Below are 14,907 nucleotides of genomic sequence, written 5' to 3'. Positions count from 1 at the left end.
AGGAGGCGACCCTCATGCGCACCCGACTCAAGGCGACGCTCGGCCTGTTCGCCGGCCTCGCGCTCTGTCTGACATCGCAGGCCGTGGCCGTCCCCGGCCCGGCGGCGGACCGACCGGCCGCCCCGGCCCGGCAGTCCGCGGCGACCGGCCCGACCGCGGCCGCGCCGGCGGCCGACCCGGCGTACCGGATTCTCGTCTTCTCCCGGACCGCCGGCTTCCGGCACTCGTCGATCGACGACGGCATAGCGGCCCTGCGGTCCCTCGGCACCGCCCACAACTTCACCGTGGACGCCTCGGAGGATCCGCAGGTCTTCACCACCGGCAATCTCGCCCAGTACAAGGCGGTCGTCTTCCTCTCCACGACCGGCGACGTGCTCGGCAGCGCCCAGCAGAGCGCCTTCGAGCAGTACATCAAGGGCGGTGGCGGCTACGTCGGCATCCACGCGGCGGCCGACACGGAGTACGACTGGCCCTTCTACGAAGGGCTGGCCGGCGCCCTGTTCCACTCGCACCCGGCCATCCAGCCGGCCACCGTCGAGGTCGAGGACCGGGCACACGACGCCACCGCCCATCTGGGCTCCGCCTGGCAGCGCACCGACGAGTGGTACAACTACCGCACCAACCCGCGCACCACGGCCCATGTGCTGGCCTCCCTGGACGAGTCCAGCTACGCGGGCGGGAACATGTCCGGCGACCACCCGATCGCCTGGTGCAAGGACTACCAGGGCGGCCGCGCCTTCTACACGGGCGGCGGCCACACCGACGAGTCCTACAGCGAACCCGCCTTCCGCCGCCACCTCCTCGGGGGCATCCGCTGGGCCGCCGGCATGACGGAGGCGGACTGCCGGCCCGAGACCGGCTACACCTCCCTGTTCGACGGCTCGTCCACCACCGGCTGGAAGCAGGCCGGCCCCGGCGGATTCACCCTGGCCGACGGCACCCTCACCTCGTACGGCGGGCTCGGCATGCTCTGGTACTCCGCCCGGGAGTTCACCGGCGACTACTCGCTCAAGCTCGACTGGAGGGCCGCCGGTGACGACAACTCGGGCGTCTTCATCGGCTTCCCCTCCTCCGACGACCCCTGGTCGGCGGTGAACAACGGCTACGAGATCCAGATCGACGCCACCGACGCGGCCGAGCGCACCACGGGGGCCGTCTACGGGTTCAAGTCCGCCGACATCGCGGCACGCGATGCCGCGCTGAACCCGCCCGGCGAGTGGAACACCTACGAGCTGCGCGTCACCGGCGAACGGCTGGAGATCTTCCTCAACGGCCGCAAGATCAACGACTTCACCAACACCGACCCGGCACGCAGCCTCCGACAGGGCCACATCGGCCTGCAGAACCACGGTGACGGCGACGACGTCGCCTTCCGCAACGTCCGCATCAAGACCGCCGCAGACCCGCAGCCGGGCCCCCGTACCGGTGAGGTGAAGGGGGTCAACGGCAAGTGCCTGGACGTGTCCGGCGCGAGCACCGCGGACGGTACGAGGATCCAGTTGTGGACGTGCAACGGTACGGCCGCGCAGCGGTGGACGGTGGCGGCCGACGGTACGTTCCAGGCGTTGGGCAAGTGTCTGGACGTCGCCGGTGGGGGCACGGCCGACGGTACGCGGGTGCAGTTGTGGACGTGCAACGGCTCGGGTGCGCAGAAGTGGGCCGCGCAGGCGGACGGCACCGTCCGCAATCCCCAGTCCGGCAAGTGTCTCGACGCGTCCGGTGGCACGTGGAACGACGGCACCGCCGTCCATCTGTGGACCTGCCACACCGGACCCAACCAGAAATGGACCCTGCCCTGACGGCCTGACCACCCCGCCACCTGCGGGGCGGCACGATGAAGGTGCGGGCCGGGCCCAGTCCCGGCCCGCACCTGCGGCGCGGAGCTGGTCAGCAACAGGGTCAGCCGGCCCACCCGGTTCGGGTGCCGGCTCAGGTGCCGAGGCTCTGGAGGGTCTCGGCCACCAGACGGTTGCCCTGGGGCGCGTACCACGAGGTGTACGACGACAGCTTGGCCACCGCCGCACCCAACCACTCGGGGTCACCGAGCCGGTCCAGCGCCTTGGCCTCGGTGAGCTGGTCGAACAGGGCCTTCAGCACGATGACGTGCCCGCCCGTGTAAGCGCGCTCGTGCCGCGTGTACCGTACCGACCACAGCTCGTAGGGATCGCGCACGATGCCGCGTAGGGAGCAGCCGTCGCGGCCCATGTCGGCACCGGGCGCGAAACCCCCCACGAAGCCTCCGAACCGCGTGACATGCCACCTCCGGTAGGCGGCTCGCACCTTCAGCTCCAGAAACCGGGACCACTCCGTCGCGGCAAGAGGTTCCGCCTGTCCGCGCCGGTGGTGCTCCAGGCCCTCGGGCGTGAGCACGATGGACAGGCCGTCCTCCCGCGCCGGGTCCCCGATCACCCACCGGTCCCCGATCAGCTCCAACGGCCCCAGGTACTGCGCCATGCCCTCTCCCTCGTCCTGCCTCTGTCCGACGGGGAACATATCCGATGCCCGAGGACCGCACTCCGGGGGTGCGTCCGGCTCTGCCCGCAGTTCCCTCCGCCCTGTTCAGAAGGGCCGGTAGATCCCCTCGGGGTCATCGTGAGCCCATGCGGCGTACTCCTCGAAGCCGAGGTTGCCGATGCTCAGGTTGGCGTGGACGTCGTGGACGCCTGCGGGGACGGTGCGGAACTCACGGCCGAACTCGGTCAGCCGCTCGTAGTCCTCGTCGTCCGCGCACTCCTCCCGCGTCAGCGTGGTGACCGCAAGCAGCGCATGGCTTTCGGCCTGCATCGTCGTCCGGTCGGCGAGGAAGACGACGGCCAGTTCGTCGTCGGCGCGGACCGCGTGCAGCACCTCCTCGACGCTCGCTCCCGCCCAGGCCGGGTCGTCGACGAAGTGGAGGTGTGCCTCGTACCGACCGTCGCCCCAGGGCTGCGTCAGCGCCGCCGTCACGTCCTGCCACGCCCGGTCGTCGTGGTAGTCGGTCCTGACGACCAGGACGTCGAACTCGCCACGGCCGGTGACGGTGGGCAGCGCCGGCATGGGTCCTTCTCCTCGGTGACGATCGGTGAGCCGTGTCCGACTGTCTCACGGGCCGCCGCCTCGGCTGCAATCGACATCCGCACTCACCTCGCACGACGACGTCGGCCTTCAGAACCACCACCGGGTCCTGAAGGCCGACGTCGCGACGGAGCAGCCCCGAATCGACCTACAGCGTCCAGTGATCCTGTCGGAGGCACGGGCGCCGAGGGATGCGGGACAGGGGTGCCGATCAGGGGTGCGGATCAGGACGGGTTCAGCTTGATGGCGAATCCGTTGAAGATGGACCAGACGTCCACCCAGCCCAGCCCGGTGCTGCACACCTTGTTGGCGTCGCAGCCCCAGCCCGCGCTGACGATGCCGTTGAGCTGCCGGGAGTTCGGGTCGTTGATGTAGATCACCGGGCCGCCGCTGTCGCCGCCCCGGCCCACCACACCGCCGTAGTGCGGGACGCCGTAGCTGCCCCAGACGGTCGTGCCGCTGATGTTCCAGCTGGCGTTGCCCGCGTACACCGTCCGGATGTTGCAGACGACCTTGGAGTTGTACCCGAGCTGGCAGGTGAAGTCACCGACCGCGACATTGCGGACGCCGTTGAGGTAGCGGGTGTAGCCGGTCGCGTCGGTGCCGTCCCAGGTGTAGCGGTAGGTGGGTGCCTCGATGAACGAGGCGTCGAGCTCTGGCCTGCGGAACTCGACGCGGCCGATGTAGTTGCCGCCGGCGGTGTACACGTTGGTGCCGACTCCGTAGCAGTGGCCGGCCGTGACCAGCCACTGGCGGCCGTCCCAGGTGCTGACGGCCGGGATGCCGCTGGTGCAGTACGACTGCCCGCCCGAAGCCGGTCCGAGCGCGGCCCCCGCGTAGAACGGCGAGCTGTCGTTCCAGCGGCTCAGCGGTGTCGCCGCGGGCGCCTGCCGCACCTTCACGGGGGTGGCCCCGGCGGCGGCACGCCGGCTCGCGACAGCCGGTGAGCCGAAGTAGGCCCGCGCGGCACCGGGGTCGTCCACGGCGAGCTCGATGGTGCCGCCGTCCACCGAGGTTCCGGCGAGGGTGACGGTGAAGGGCAGGTCGGAGCGGTTCGTCAGCTCGTCGATCTCCTTCCTGAGCTGCTGCCGGGACTTCTTGCCCTGCACGATGTCGATCAGCCGGGTATCGGCCTTGGGGTTGGTCCGGCGTACCGCGGACAGGAACTCCCCGCCCCGGCGGACATCGGTCAGATACACATTGACCTTGCGGTAGTCGGCGGCCATCTCGACCTGTGTGTAGATGTCCGCCCGCTCACCCTGACCCACCTGGGCCGCGGCATCGGCGGCGACCCGCAGCGGTTCCAGGACCTCGGCCTGCCGCTCCGGGGTCATCGCGGCCACCATCTCCGCGGACAGCGGGCCCGGAGTCTCCGCCGCGGCGGAGACCGACATCAGCGGAAGCAGCACGAGGGCTCCCGCGAGGGCGATCGAACGTCTCAGGGCGTTCTTCATCTGTCCCCCCTCACCGGTCCCGCAGGCGCGGGACCGCAGTGCGGAAGAAGGTATTGAAGGCGGCCCCCTCGCCCAAGGCCACAATTCGGCCGTTCGACCGGCCGATTCCGACCGAGGCGTTACGCGGGATCCGTAGGGTGTGCTTGAGGTGTGCGGTCCGGGCCAATCGCCCGCGGCCACGGCCTGTTGGTGTGTGGTTCCCCCGCCTCCGGCTGCTCTAGTAGGCAGGGAGCAGTCCACCCGTCCCCGGCCGAAGGCGAATCCTGTGATGTCACGGCGACGCTCACTCCTCACCCTCACTGTCACCGCAGGCATGGGACTGTCCGCGGCGCTCACCGCACCAGCCGCGGCAGCAGTCCCCGCCACTCGGTCGGCGCCGACGTCGATCACCGCGTACCAGGACTGCCCCGTCGGCTGGTTCTGTGTCTGGGAGGACGCCGGCGGATGGGGCCGGATGGCGCGCTTCCAGCTGGGATCAGACGACCTCCGCGACTTCAACCTGAACGACCAGATCTCCTCGGTCTGGAACAGGACGGGCAGGACCTTCTGCACGTGGCTGAACATCAATCGCGACGGCGCCACGTGGCCCGTAGGAAACTGGCAGGGCAATACCTCCCTGTACAACCGGAACGACAACATCAGCTCCCTGTGGGTAGGCGCATGCTGACCACCTCGCCAGGTGCCGGGACGCCCACGTGAGCCGGTCTACCGGAGGTCTGTGCCCGACCGGCGACGCCAGTCCCAGCCGGGGTGACGGGGTCGCGGCCGGGTTGTAGGTCCGGCCGCGACTCCGGCGGTGTGCTCCCGGTGCTAGGACCGGGCCGCCGCCTTCAGGGCGTTGCGGATCGCGTCGTAGGCGGGCTTGTGACGGAGGTTCTCGTCCCAGGGCAGGGCCGCTCCCTCGCCCGGGAAGACCGCGGGGATCCAGGAGTGGCGGTCGGTGTAGCCCCACAGGGTGATGCCCACGCAGCGCCGTACGGCCAGGCAGGCGTCGGTCACCTGCCCGTACCAGTCGGCCTGCTGCGCGAGCTTGGCGGCGTCGGTGGGCAGGATCATGCGGATGTCGAGTTCGGTGATCGCGACCTCGACGCCTAGGTCGGCGAAGCGCTGCAGGTTCTCCTTCAGGCCGCCGGGGAAGCCGTACTGGAGGGCGAGATGGCCCTGCAGTCCGAAGCCGTCGATCGGGACCCGGTCCTTCTTGAGCTGCTTGATCAGGGTGTAGTACGCGTCCGACTTCGGGCCTAGGGCTTCGACGTTGTAGTCGTTGAGGTAGAGCTTGACCTTGGGGTCGGCGGCGCGCGCCCAGCGCAGGGCGTCGGCGATGTAGCCGGGACCGAGGGTCTTGTAGAAGATGTTCTCGCGGTAGGTGCCGTCCTCGTTCATGATCTCGTTGGCGACGTCCCAGGCGAACACCTTGCCCCGGTAGTGCTTCACCACCTTCGTGATGTGGTTCTTGAGGATGGAACGCAGTTCGTCGGCGGTCCAGGTGCCGGAGGTCAGCCAGTCCGGGAGCTGGGAGTGCCACAGCAGGGTGTGCCCGCGGACCTTCATGCCGTTCGCGCGGGCGAAGTTCACGATCTCGTCGCCCGCGGTGAAGTCGAAGACTCCGCGCTGGGGTTCGGTGGCGTACCACTTCATGCCGTTGCCCGGTGTGGTCTGGCCGAACTCGGTGCCGAGCAGTTCGGCGAACTCGGTGTCGGCGAGCTCCGGGTTGTCGACGGCGGCGCCGAAATAGCGGCCCGACTCGCGGGCCAGCTGGTGCAGCGTCTTGGTCGGCTTCCTGGCGTCGGTGCCGGCCTCGGCGGCGGGCGCCACGGCGAGGCCGAGCAGCAGGGCCGCGGAGGCGGCGAGCGCGGCGGATCCGACGCGGACACGGCGTACGGGTGTGCGCATGGTGCATCTCCTCAACTGGGGGACGGTGCTGTGCGGGGATGGATCGCAGGGGCTCACTTCACCCGGAGCTCGCAGCGCATCCGGCGGTCGTGCCCGACCTCGCGTGCGGGGCCGGTCAGGGTGAGCGGCACGGTGTGGTGGACGTGCTCGCTGGATGCGGCGAGACGCAGTTCCAGGGCGCCCGGTTCGACGACACGGCGGCCGTCGGCACCGGTGTACGCGGCGAGGTCGGCCGGGAACGTGGCGTGCACCTCGGCGGACGCGCCGGGATCGAGCGTGACGCGGACGTAGCCGACGAGCCGGACCTCGGGGCGGGCGACGGTGCCGACGGGGTCGTGGAGGTAGAGCTGGACCACCTCGGTGCCGGGCCGCTCGCCGGTGTTACGGACGGTGAGGCGCAGCGTGGTCTCGCCGTCGGTGGGCAGTTCGGGCGCGTCGCACTGCGGGGTCTCCCAGGCGAACGTCGTGTAGGACAGGCCGTACCCGAAGGGGTAGAGGGGCGTCGGGTCCACGGTGCTGGGGAAGCCGTGCCGGCCGAGCGGCGGGGCGAGGTAGGGCGCGGGCTGCCCGCCGGGGGTGCGCGGCACGCCGACCGGCAGCCGTCCGGACGGCTCGACCCGCCCGGACAGGACGCCCGCGACGGCGCCGCCGCCCTCCTGCCCGGGGAAGAACGCCTGGACCACGGCGGCGGCCCGGTCGGCCCAGCGCCCGAGCGCGTAGGGCCGTCCGCTGAGGACGACGATGACGACCGGCACACCGGAGTCCAGCGCCTCGTCCAGCAACTCCGCCTGGCCATAGGGAAGTTCCAGGTCCTCCGCGTCGCAGCCCTCGCCCGACGAGCCGCGCCCGAACAGACCCGACCGGTCCCCGACCACGGCGAGGCAGACCTCGGCCTGCGCCGGCTCGTCGACGAACACGGCGCCCGGCAGCTCGGCACGCAGCGCCTCGGCCAGGGTCGGCACCTCGACCCCGGTCGGCAGTCCGGGATGGTGCACGCCCACGTGCCGGGGGAAGGTGTAGCAACCCAGCATCGCGGCCTGCTCGTCGGCGAGCGGACCGAGGAGCGCGAGACGCAGGCCGTCGCTCAGCGGCAGCACACCGGAGTCGTTGGCGAGCAGGACGACCGACTCCTCGGCGACCTTCCGTGCCAGGTCCCGCATGTGCGGGGGATTGAGGTCGACGGGCTCCCCGCCCGCGACGGGCTCCGCGTCGGTGACGGGCTCCGTGTCCATGACGGGCTCCCAGTCCGCGACGGGCTCCGCGTCCATGACGGGCTCCCCGCCCGTGACGGGCTCCCCGCCCGTGACAGGCTCCCCACCCATGACCGGCTCCGCGTCCGTGACGGGCTCCCAGTCCGGGTCCAGCAACCCCAGTTCGCACTTCTGGGTCAGGACGCGCAGCGCGGCCCGGTCCAGCAGCTCCTCGGGGAGCGGGTCCGCGGGGCTGAAGCAGCGGGCCGCCGGCAGCTCCACGTCGACGCCTGCCGTCAGGGCGAGCCGTGCGCACTGCTGCTCCCCGTCGGCGACCCGATGCGCCTCCTCCAGCAGCGAGACGCCGTAGTAGTCCGAGACCACGGTGCCGGTGAACCCCCACTGCTCCCGCAGGATCCCGGTGAGCAGTTGGACGTGGGCGTGGGCGGGCAGCCCGTCGATGTCGTTGTAGGCGGGCATCACAGACCGGGCCCCGCCGTCGCGCAGCGCCATCTCGAACGGCGGCAGGATCACGTCGGCCAGCTCGCGCGGACCGAGCGAGGCGGGCGCGTGGTTACGGGCGGCCCGCGAGGCCGAGTACCCGGCGAAGTGCTTGAGCGTGGCGACGATCCCGGCGGTCTCCAGGCCCCGCACATAGGCGGTGCCGATGGTGCCGACGAGATACGGGTCCTCCCCGATGCTCTCCTCGGTGCGGCCCCACCGCGCATCCCGTACGACGTCCAGGACCGGGGCGAGGCCCTGGTGCACGCCGACTGCGCGCATCGACGTACCGATCGCCCGGCCCATCTCGGTGATCAGCTCGGGGTCGAAGGTGGCGCCCCAGGCGAGCGGGGTGGGGAAGACGGTGGCCTGCCAGGCGGTGAACCCGGTCAGGCACTCGTCGTGGGCGAGCGCGGGCAGGCCGAACCGGTTGCCGGCGCGGATCAGGCGTTGCAGCCGGGCGAGGCGGGCCGCGCCCTCGGCGGGGTCGACGGGAACGGTGCCGAAGGGGCGGGTGAGCTGGCCCACGCCATAGGGAAGGAGCGCGTCGAGGGCGGCGCTGCGGGCCGCGTAGGTGTGCTGGCCGGGGGCCACGTCGGCCCCCTCGGTGTCGGCGCCGATCCAGACGCTGGACAGCTGGGCGGTCTTCTCCTCGGTGGTCATCCGGGCGAGCAGGTCCGCCGCCCGGACGTGGGCGGGCAGGGTGGTGTCCTGCCATGGCTCGACCATGGAACTCCTTAAAGGGCGGTGCTGGTACGGGGGTTGGCCTGCGCGGGTCTCAGCCCTTGGTGGCGCCCATCGTGATGCCGCCGATCAACTGCCGTTCCGCGACGGCGTAGAAGGCGAGGGCCGGCACCATGGCGAGGACGAGATAGGCGAAGACGCGGGCGATGTCGGTGGCGTACTGGCCCTGGAACTGCTGGACGCCGATGGGGATCGTCCACCAGGTCTGCTCGCTGAACACCAGCAGCGGAAGGAGGAAGTTGTTCCAGCTTCCGACGATGGCGAGGATCGACACGGTGCCGAGCGCGGGCCGCGCCATGGGCAGCAGGATCCGCCAGAAGAAGCCGAACGCCGAGCAGCCGTCGAGGGTGGCCGCCTCCTCGATCTCTCCGGGGATCTCCCGGAAGAAGCCGCGCAGGATGACGATGGTCATGGGCAGGCCGAACGCCGCCTGCGGCAGGATCACGCCCCAGGGGTTGTCGAGCAGCCCGAAGGTGCGCAGCAGCACGAACAGCGGCAGGATCGCCACGGCGAACGGGAACATCAGCCCCGCGGTGAACAGGGTGAAGAGCACCTCGCGGCCCCGGAAGGCGAAGCGGGCCAGCGCGAAGGCGGCGAGGGCCGCGGTGCCGACGGTCAGCAGGGCCGTACCGACGGCGATCAGGGTGGACGAACCCAGCATGCGCCAGAACGAGCCGGAGGCGAGCACATCGGTGTAGTTGGACGTCACCCATGGCGAGGGCAGCCCGAAGGTGTTGCTGGAGAGCTGGTCGGTGGACTTGAACCCGGACACGAACGCGTACACCAGCGGTGTGACCATGACGACGCCGACCAGCCACACGATCACATACAGCGGTGCGGAGCGCAGCCTTCTGCGCGTGCCGGCGCTCATCGGGAGGCTCGCATGGTGGTGAGGGCTCCTTCGGTGTCGCGGCGCAGCACGGAGCGCTGGTAGACGAGGGCGAAGACGAGGCTGATGAGGAACATGCCGATGCTGATCGCGCTGGCGTAGCCGATCTCGAAGCGCTTGAAGCCGTACTGGAACATGGTCACGGCCATGGTCTCGGAGTGGTGGTCGGGGCCGCCCTGCGTGACCACCCACACCAGGTCGAAGAGCTGGATGGCGCCGATCACGGAGAGGAAGACGCTGATGCGGATCGTCGGTCCGAGCAGCGGCAGGGTGATGTGGCGGAAGCGCTGCCAGGGGCCGGCGCCGTCGATGCGGGCCGCCTCGTGCAGTTCGGCGGGGATGCCCTGCAGTCCGGCCAGGTACAGCATCATGTGGAAGCCGAAGTACTTCCATGTCATGACGAGGAACAGGGTCGGCAGTACGTGGTCCTGGTCGGCGAACCACAGACCGCCGAGGCCGTCGAGGCCGACCTTGCCGAGCACGTTGTCGGCGAGCCCTTCCTCCGGCGCGAAGATCATGGAGAAGAGGACGCCGGTGATGACCTCGGACAGGACGTAGGGGGCGAAGAAGAGGGTCCGGTACAGGGCCCGGCCGCGCAGCCGCTGGTTGAGCAGGACCGCCATGGCGAGCGCGAACGGCAGTTGCACGCCCACCGAGAACAGCACCAGCAGCAGTCCGCGCCACAGGTCGCCCAGGAAGACCGGGTCCCGCAGCAGCCGGCTGTAGTTGTCGAGGCCGACATAGTCCTCGGGCGAGCCGAAGCCGCCCCAGTTGAAGAGGCTGACGTACAGGGCGTACAGGATCGGGGCGAGCACGAGCACGCCGAACAGCACCAGGGCGGGCAGGGTGAAGGTGAAGGCGGTCAGCCAGTCGACGGTCCGCCGGGCCCGTGACCGCCCGGTCCCGGCGTCCGGCAGCTTCGGTGGAGCAGGGGCGGTCGCGGGCTCCTTCACGGACGGGGAGGCCATGGCGGTCACTGGCTCTTCGCGACCTGGGTCACCGAACGGGCCACCTGCTCGGGCGACTTGGATCCGGCGATCAGGGCGGCCACCGAGTCGTTGATCTCCTGGCCGACGGCGGGCGGGTACGCCTGGTCGAGGTAGAGCTGGAAACCGGTGGCCTTGCCGACGACATCGGAGACCAGCTTGAGGCTGGGATCGGTCAGGGCGCTCGTGGCGTCCTTGACGACGGGCATCATCGACGCCTTCGACACAAGAATGCGGTCGGACTCGGCCGACATGAAGAACTTCAGGAAGTCCACGGCTGCCTTGGGGGCGCCCTTGCGCACCGCGTAGCCGCCGCCTCCGCCGAACACATCGGTCTGGGCCCCCTTGCCGCCGGCGACGGCGGGGAACGGGAAGAACCCGAGGTCCTTGCCGATGCCCTTGCCCGCGTCGGCCTGCACGACGGGCGCCCACTGGCCCATCAGCTCCATCGCCGCCTTGCCGTTGCCCATCGCGGCCGCCTCGCCGGTGGGCGTGGAGTACGCGGCGCCGAGGAAGCCCTTCTGGAACGGCTCGAGCGCGACGAGTTCCTTCAGGTGCTCACCCGCCTTGACGAAGTCGTCGCCGGTGAAGTCCTTGGTGTCGGCGGCCGCCTGCATGCCGTCGATCCCGGCGATCCGCATGGCCAGGTACGCCCAGTAGTACATGCCGGGCCACTTCTCCTTGCCCGCCAGGGCGATGGGAGTGATCCCGGCGCTCTTCAGCTTCCTGACCGCGTCGAGGTAGTCGGCCCAGGTGGTGGGGGGCGCCTGGATGCCGGCCCGCGCGAACAGGGCCTTGTTGTACCAGAACCCGACGGCGCCGATGTCGAAGGGCACGGCATACGTCTTCCCGTCGAACTGGTACGCCTTGACCGACGCCGGTACGAGGGTGTCGAGCAGCGAGCCGACAGAAGGCGTGAGGTCCTCGACCAGGCCGGCGTCGATCTGCTGCCGGAGAACGCCGCCGCCCCATGTGTGGTAGATGTCCGGCAGCTTTCCGGAACTGGTCAGCGCCGTCATCTTCGACTTGTATGCCTCGTTCTCCATCGTGACGAGCTTGATGCGCACATCGGGGTGTGCGGCCTCGAAGGCTTTCGCCCGCTCGGGCCAGATACTTTTCGACGGTTCCGTGGTCTGGATGTTCCACCATTCCACGACGGTCCGCCCCTGACTGTCGGTGTTGGAGGACCCCGAGTCCGAACAGGCGGACAGGCCGGCCGCCCCCAGGCCCACCGCCGCGGTGCTCCCCAGGAACCGGCGGCGGGAGAGGGGGGAGGGCGAGGCGCGGAACACGGAAGTGATGGCTCGAACGGAGGCAGACATGGCACACCTTCCGGAAAATTTCCGATAACTATACGGAGACGGCCATGGAAGTTACGGGCATGCAAGAGGGGTGTCAACGGCCTTGACAAAAAAGGCCGTCGACACCCCCGGAGCGTTATCTTCCGTTATGCCGGGCGGGGCGGTGCGGTGCTCGCGCGGACCACCAGCTCGGTCGCCAACTCCACTCGGGGCGAAGCCGGTTCGACGCCCTGTGCCAGGTCGAGGAGCATCCTGGCGGCCAGCTTGCCCATGTCGGACAACGGCTGGCGGACCGTCGTCAGCGGAGGCGCGCTCCAGCGCACCTCGGGCAGGTCGTCGAAGCCGACGATGCTCATGTCCTCCGGCACCCGAAGCCCGCGCCGCCGCAGCGCCTCGATCGCGCCGAGCGCCATCTGGTCGCTCGCCGCGAAGATCGCGGTGGGCGGTTCGTCGAGGTCCAGCAGCCGTCCCGCGCCCCTGAACCCGGACTCGTGGTAGAAGTCGCCGGGCACGGTCAGGGCGTGGTCCACCGCCACGCCGGCCACGTCCAGCGCCGCCCGGTAGCCGTCGAGCCGGGCGCGCGAGCACAGCAGCCGGGGCGGCCCCTCGATGAACCCGATCCTGCGGTGTCCGAGCCGCAGCAGATGCTCGGTCGCGGCCATCCCGCCCGCCCAGTTGGTGGCGCCCACGCTCGGCGCGTCGGTGGCCGGCGAACCTGCCGGGTCGACCACCACCAACGGCACACCCAGCCGGCGCAGTTGCTCGTGGATCCCCGGCGCGAGCACCGAGGTCACCAGGATCACGCCGTCGGACTGGCGGGCCCGCAGATTGGTCATCCACTGCCGCGCGGACCCCGCCCGGTCGTGGATGGCGGAGACCACCGTGCCCACACCGGCATCGTGCGTGGTCTCCTCGACGCCCCGGATGATCTCGACGGCCCAGGGGCTGTCCAGATCGTTGAAGACGAGGTCGAGCAGGACCGCCCGGGTGCCGGCGGCGGCCGGACGGCGGCGGTAGCCGTGCCGGTGCAGCAGGTCCTCGACCCGGGCACGGGTGGCGGGCGACACGTCCGAGCGCCCGTTGACGACCCGCGAGACGGTCGGCACGGACACACCGGCCTCCCGCGCGATCTCGGCGATCGTCACCTTGGCCGCTTCCTCCGGACCCCGTGTGCCTGTCCTGCGCTGTGCACCTCGGCCGGCCATCGCCCCACCTCCCTGGCTGTACGCCCGGAAAATCTCCGGACACCTTCCGGAAACCGTAGGACATGCCGCCGACCGCCCGCCGGTCACCCCGAGATTCCGTCCGACCCACCGAACGGATGGGGCACTTCGTCACCCTTCGCCCTGCGCCCCAGCGTCTGCGTCAGGGCCTGTCAGTCGTAGACGGGTTCGTAGTCGAACCAGTCGAAGCGGACGGTGCCCCGGGCCGCGTACATGCCGATGACCCGGCCCGTGAAGCCGCCGGCGACTTCGGTCGACAGGTAGCGGCCGTCGAGGGCGGCGAGCGCGGTGAACGTGCCGTCCGGAGCCTCGATGCCGAGCGAGACGACGTCGGGTCCGGTGAGCGGGCCGTGCGGGGACGGCGGGCCGGTGACCGTGACGCCCAGCACCAACGGTCCCGGCGCCACCGGCTGTTCGGCCACGACACTGCGCAGGTCGCCGACGCGCACGATCACCTGGACGTGGGTGCCGGTCGCCTCGATCGCGTAGTGGTGCCGTTCGTCGAGCCGGACGGCGAGGCCGCCGCGCCCCTCGGACGGGTCGATCAGGGTGCGGGCCCGGCAGGTCAGGTGCTGCTGCCGGCGGCCGGTGAACACCACATCGGGCTCGTCGAGGGAGCCGCCCCGTGCGCGGAGCGTCAGCCATCCGGGGCGCTCCTCGGTCGTGCAGTGCCCGGCGGGCCGGTCGCGCACGGAGATCCAGGACGGCCCGAGTGCGCCGAGATCGAAGTCGTCCCGCCGTTCCTCGACGGGTCCGGGGGAGAGCGGCCAGGGGAGCGTGGCCAGGTCCTCGGTGACCTCGCCGACGACCGGCCAGCCGTCCTCCCAGCTGACGGGGGCCAGGAAGGTCTCCCGGCCGAGGACGTGCCAGCCGGGGGTGCCGCCGCGCGGCCGTACGCCGAGGAAGACCATCCACCAGGAGCCGTCGGGGCCCTGCACCAGGTCGGCGTGGCCGGTGTTCTGGACGGGATGGTCGGTGCCGCGGTGGGTGAGGATCGGGTTGGCGGGGCAGGGCTCGAACGGGCCGCTCGGCCCGCGTCCGCGGGCGACGGACACACCGTGGCAGCGCTCCGTGCCGCCCTCGGCGATGAGCAGGTACCAGTAGTCGCCGATCCGGTACAGATGAGGCGCCTCCGGGGCCTTGGCGCCGGGTCCGCCGGACCAGAGCCTGTGCGGTGTCCCGTACGTCCGCCCGGTCGACGGGTCGAGACGGACCTGCGACACCCCGGCGACCGTGCACCAGCAGGTGCCGTCCTCGTCCCAGGCCAGGTCGGGATCGATGCCGGGCACGCCCGGCGCCCGGACCGGATCCGACCAGGGACCGGCGGGATCGGTGGCCGTGACGATCAGGTTCCCGCCGCCCTCGCAGCAGTTGGTGACGATCAGCCAGAAACGTCCGTCGTGATGGCGCAGGGTGGGGGCGTAGATGCCGCCCGAGGACGGCATGGCGGCCGGCAGACGCAACTGCTCCGGCCGGTCCAGGACGTTGCCGATCTGCCGCCAGTGCACCAGGTCACGGCTGTGGAAGAGCGGTACGCCGGGGAAGTACTCGAAGCTGGAGCAGGCGAGGTAGTAGTCGTCGCCGACCCGGCAGATGCTCGGGTCGGGGTGGAATCCGGGGATGACGGGGTTGGCGGCGCGGGCGGGCCGGGGCTGGTCTGGCACCCTTGGTC

The 14,907-nt window shown here is 70.7% G+C and carries 12 protein-coding genes; 2 read left to right on the top strand and 10 right to left on the bottom strand.

Annotated elements, in window-relative coordinates:
* The first annotated feature begins 14 nt into the window (after positions 1–14).
* Complete coding sequence (locus ACSU6M_RS00570) at positions 15–1,799, top strand: lectin (RefSeq protein ID WP_437066038.1); 1,785 nt, start codon at positions 15–17, stop codon at positions 1,797–1,799.
* 130 nt (positions 1,800–1,929) lie between these two features.
* Here ACSU6M_RS00570 and ACSU6M_RS00565 read toward each other — a convergent pair whose 3' ends face one another.
* From ACSU6M_RS00565 to ACSU6M_RS00555, 3 genes are all read right to left on the bottom strand, one after another.
* A complete protein-coding gene (locus tag ACSU6M_RS00565) occupies positions 1,930–2,454 on the bottom strand; it encodes a hypothetical protein (RefSeq protein ID WP_437066036.1) in 525 nt (174 codons plus the stop codon).
* A 105-nt stretch (positions 2,455–2,559) separates the two neighbouring features.
* Positions 2,560–3,036, bottom strand: a complete 477-nt coding sequence (locus tag ACSU6M_RS00560) for a DUF6924 domain-containing protein (RefSeq protein WP_437066034.1) — start codon at positions 3,034–3,036, stop codon at positions 2,560–2,562.
* 242 nt (positions 3,037–3,278) lie between these two features.
* On the bottom strand, positions 3,279–4,508 hold the full coding sequence (locus ACSU6M_RS00555; protein ID WP_437066032.1) for a hypothetical protein: 1,230 nt from the start codon (positions 4,506–4,508) through the stop codon (positions 3,279–3,281).
* 313 nt (positions 4,509–4,821) lie between these two features.
* Here ACSU6M_RS00555 and ACSU6M_RS00550 point away from each other — a divergent pair, with 313 nt between their 5' ends.
* Positions 4,822–5,175: a peptidase inhibitor family I36 protein gene (locus ACSU6M_RS00550; protein ID WP_437066030.1), complete on the top strand. Its 354-nt coding sequence runs from the start codon at positions 4,822–4,824 to the stop codon at positions 5,173–5,175.
* 143 nt (positions 5,176–5,318) lie between these two features.
* On the opposite strand, the gene ACSU6M_RS00545 is transcribed toward ACSU6M_RS00550, so the two are convergent.
* The 7 genes from ACSU6M_RS00545 to ACSU6M_RS00515 form a co-directional block, all read right to left on the bottom strand.
* Positions 5,319–6,401 carry an endo-1,4-beta-xylanase gene (locus ACSU6M_RS00545; protein ID WP_437066028.1) on the bottom strand — a complete coding sequence of 361 codons (1,083 nt, stop codon included), beginning with the start codon at positions 6,399–6,401 and terminating at the stop codon, positions 5,319–5,321.
* A 53-nt stretch (positions 6,402–6,454) separates the two neighbouring features.
* The gene (locus ACSU6M_RS00540) at positions 6,455–8,821 is read right to left on the bottom strand and encodes a glycoside hydrolase family 3 N-terminal domain-containing protein (protein ID WP_437066027.1); all 2,367 of its coding nucleotides are present in this window, start codon (positions 8,819–8,821) and stop codon (positions 6,455–6,457) included.
* A gap of 49 nt (positions 8,822–8,870) precedes the next feature.
* Positions 8,871–9,707, bottom strand: a complete 837-nt coding sequence (locus ACSU6M_RS00535) for a carbohydrate ABC transporter permease (RefSeq protein WP_437066025.1) — start codon at positions 9,705–9,707, stop codon at positions 8,871–8,873.
* Positions 9,704–10,693: a carbohydrate ABC transporter permease gene (locus ACSU6M_RS00530; RefSeq protein WP_437066023.1), complete on the bottom strand. Its 990-nt coding sequence runs from the start codon at positions 10,691–10,693 to the stop codon at positions 9,704–9,706. Before ACSU6M_RS00530 ends, ACSU6M_RS00535 begins: the two co-directional genes overlap by 4 nt.
* 5 nt (positions 10,694–10,698) lie before the next feature.
* Complete coding sequence (locus ACSU6M_RS00525; protein WP_437066021.1) at positions 10,699–12,033, bottom strand: extracellular solute-binding protein; 1,335 nt, start codon at positions 12,031–12,033, stop codon at positions 10,699–10,701.
* A 125-nt stretch (positions 12,034–12,158) separates the two neighbouring features.
* On the bottom strand, positions 12,159–13,217 hold the full coding sequence (locus ACSU6M_RS00520) for a LacI family DNA-binding transcriptional regulator (protein ID WP_437066019.1): 1,059 nt from the start codon (positions 13,215–13,217) through the stop codon (positions 12,159–12,161).
* A gap of 170 nt (positions 13,218–13,387) precedes the next feature.
* Complete coding sequence (locus tag ACSU6M_RS00515; RefSeq protein ID WP_437066017.1) at positions 13,388–14,899, bottom strand: glycoside hydrolase family 43 protein; 1,512 nt, start codon at positions 14,897–14,899, stop codon at positions 13,388–13,390.
* Positions 14,900–14,907: the final 8 nt, after the last annotated feature.

Source organism: Streptomyces sp. enrichment culture, assembly GCF_964272895.1.
In the GTDB taxonomy this organism is placed as follows: Bacteria; Actinomycetota; Actinomycetes; order Streptomycetales; family Streptomycetaceae; genus Streptomyces.
Note: the sequence above shows the minus strand (reverse complement) of the source record. Positions and strands in the feature narration are given on the sequence as shown.

Coding starts and splice junctions, on each gene's coding strand:
- ACSU6M_RS00570 (WP_437066038.1), top strand. CDS start 15: ATGCGCACCCGACTCAAGGCGACGCTCGGCCTGTTCGCCGGCCTCGCG.
- ACSU6M_RS00565 (WP_437066036.1), bottom strand. CDS start 2,454: ATGGCGCAGTACCTGGGGCCGTTGGAGCTGATCGGGGACCGGTGGGTG.
- ACSU6M_RS00560 (WP_437066034.1), bottom strand. CDS start 3,036: ATGCCGGCGCTGCCCACCGTCACCGGCCGTGGCGAGTTCGACGTCCTG.
- ACSU6M_RS00555 (WP_437066032.1), bottom strand. CDS start 4,508: ATGAAGAACGCCCTGAGACGTTCGATCGCCCTCGCGGGAGCCCTCGTG.
- ACSU6M_RS00550 (WP_437066030.1), top strand. CDS start 4,822: ATGGGACTGTCCGCGGCGCTCACCGCACCAGCCGCGGCAGCAGTCCCC.
- ACSU6M_RS00545 (WP_437066028.1), bottom strand. CDS start 6,401: ATGCGCACACCCGTACGCCGTGTCCGCGTCGGATCCGCCGCGCTCGCC.
- ACSU6M_RS00540 (WP_437066027.1), bottom strand. CDS start 8,821: ATGGTCGAGCCATGGCAGGACACCACCCTGCCCGCCCACGTCCGGGCG.
- ACSU6M_RS00535 (WP_437066025.1), bottom strand. CDS start 9,707: ATGAGCGCCGGCACGCGCAGAAGGCTGCGCTCCGCACCGCTGTATGTG.
- ACSU6M_RS00530 (WP_437066023.1), bottom strand. CDS start 10,693: ATGGCCTCCCCGTCCGTGAAGGAGCCCGCGACCGCCCCTGCTCCACCG.
- ACSU6M_RS00525 (WP_437066021.1), bottom strand. CDS start 12,033: ATGTCTGCCTCCGTTCGAGCCATCACTTCCGTGTTCCGCGCCTCGCCC.
- ACSU6M_RS00520 (WP_437066019.1), bottom strand. CDS start 13,217: ATGGCCGGCCGAGGTGCACAGCGCAGGACAGGCACACGGGGTCCGGAG.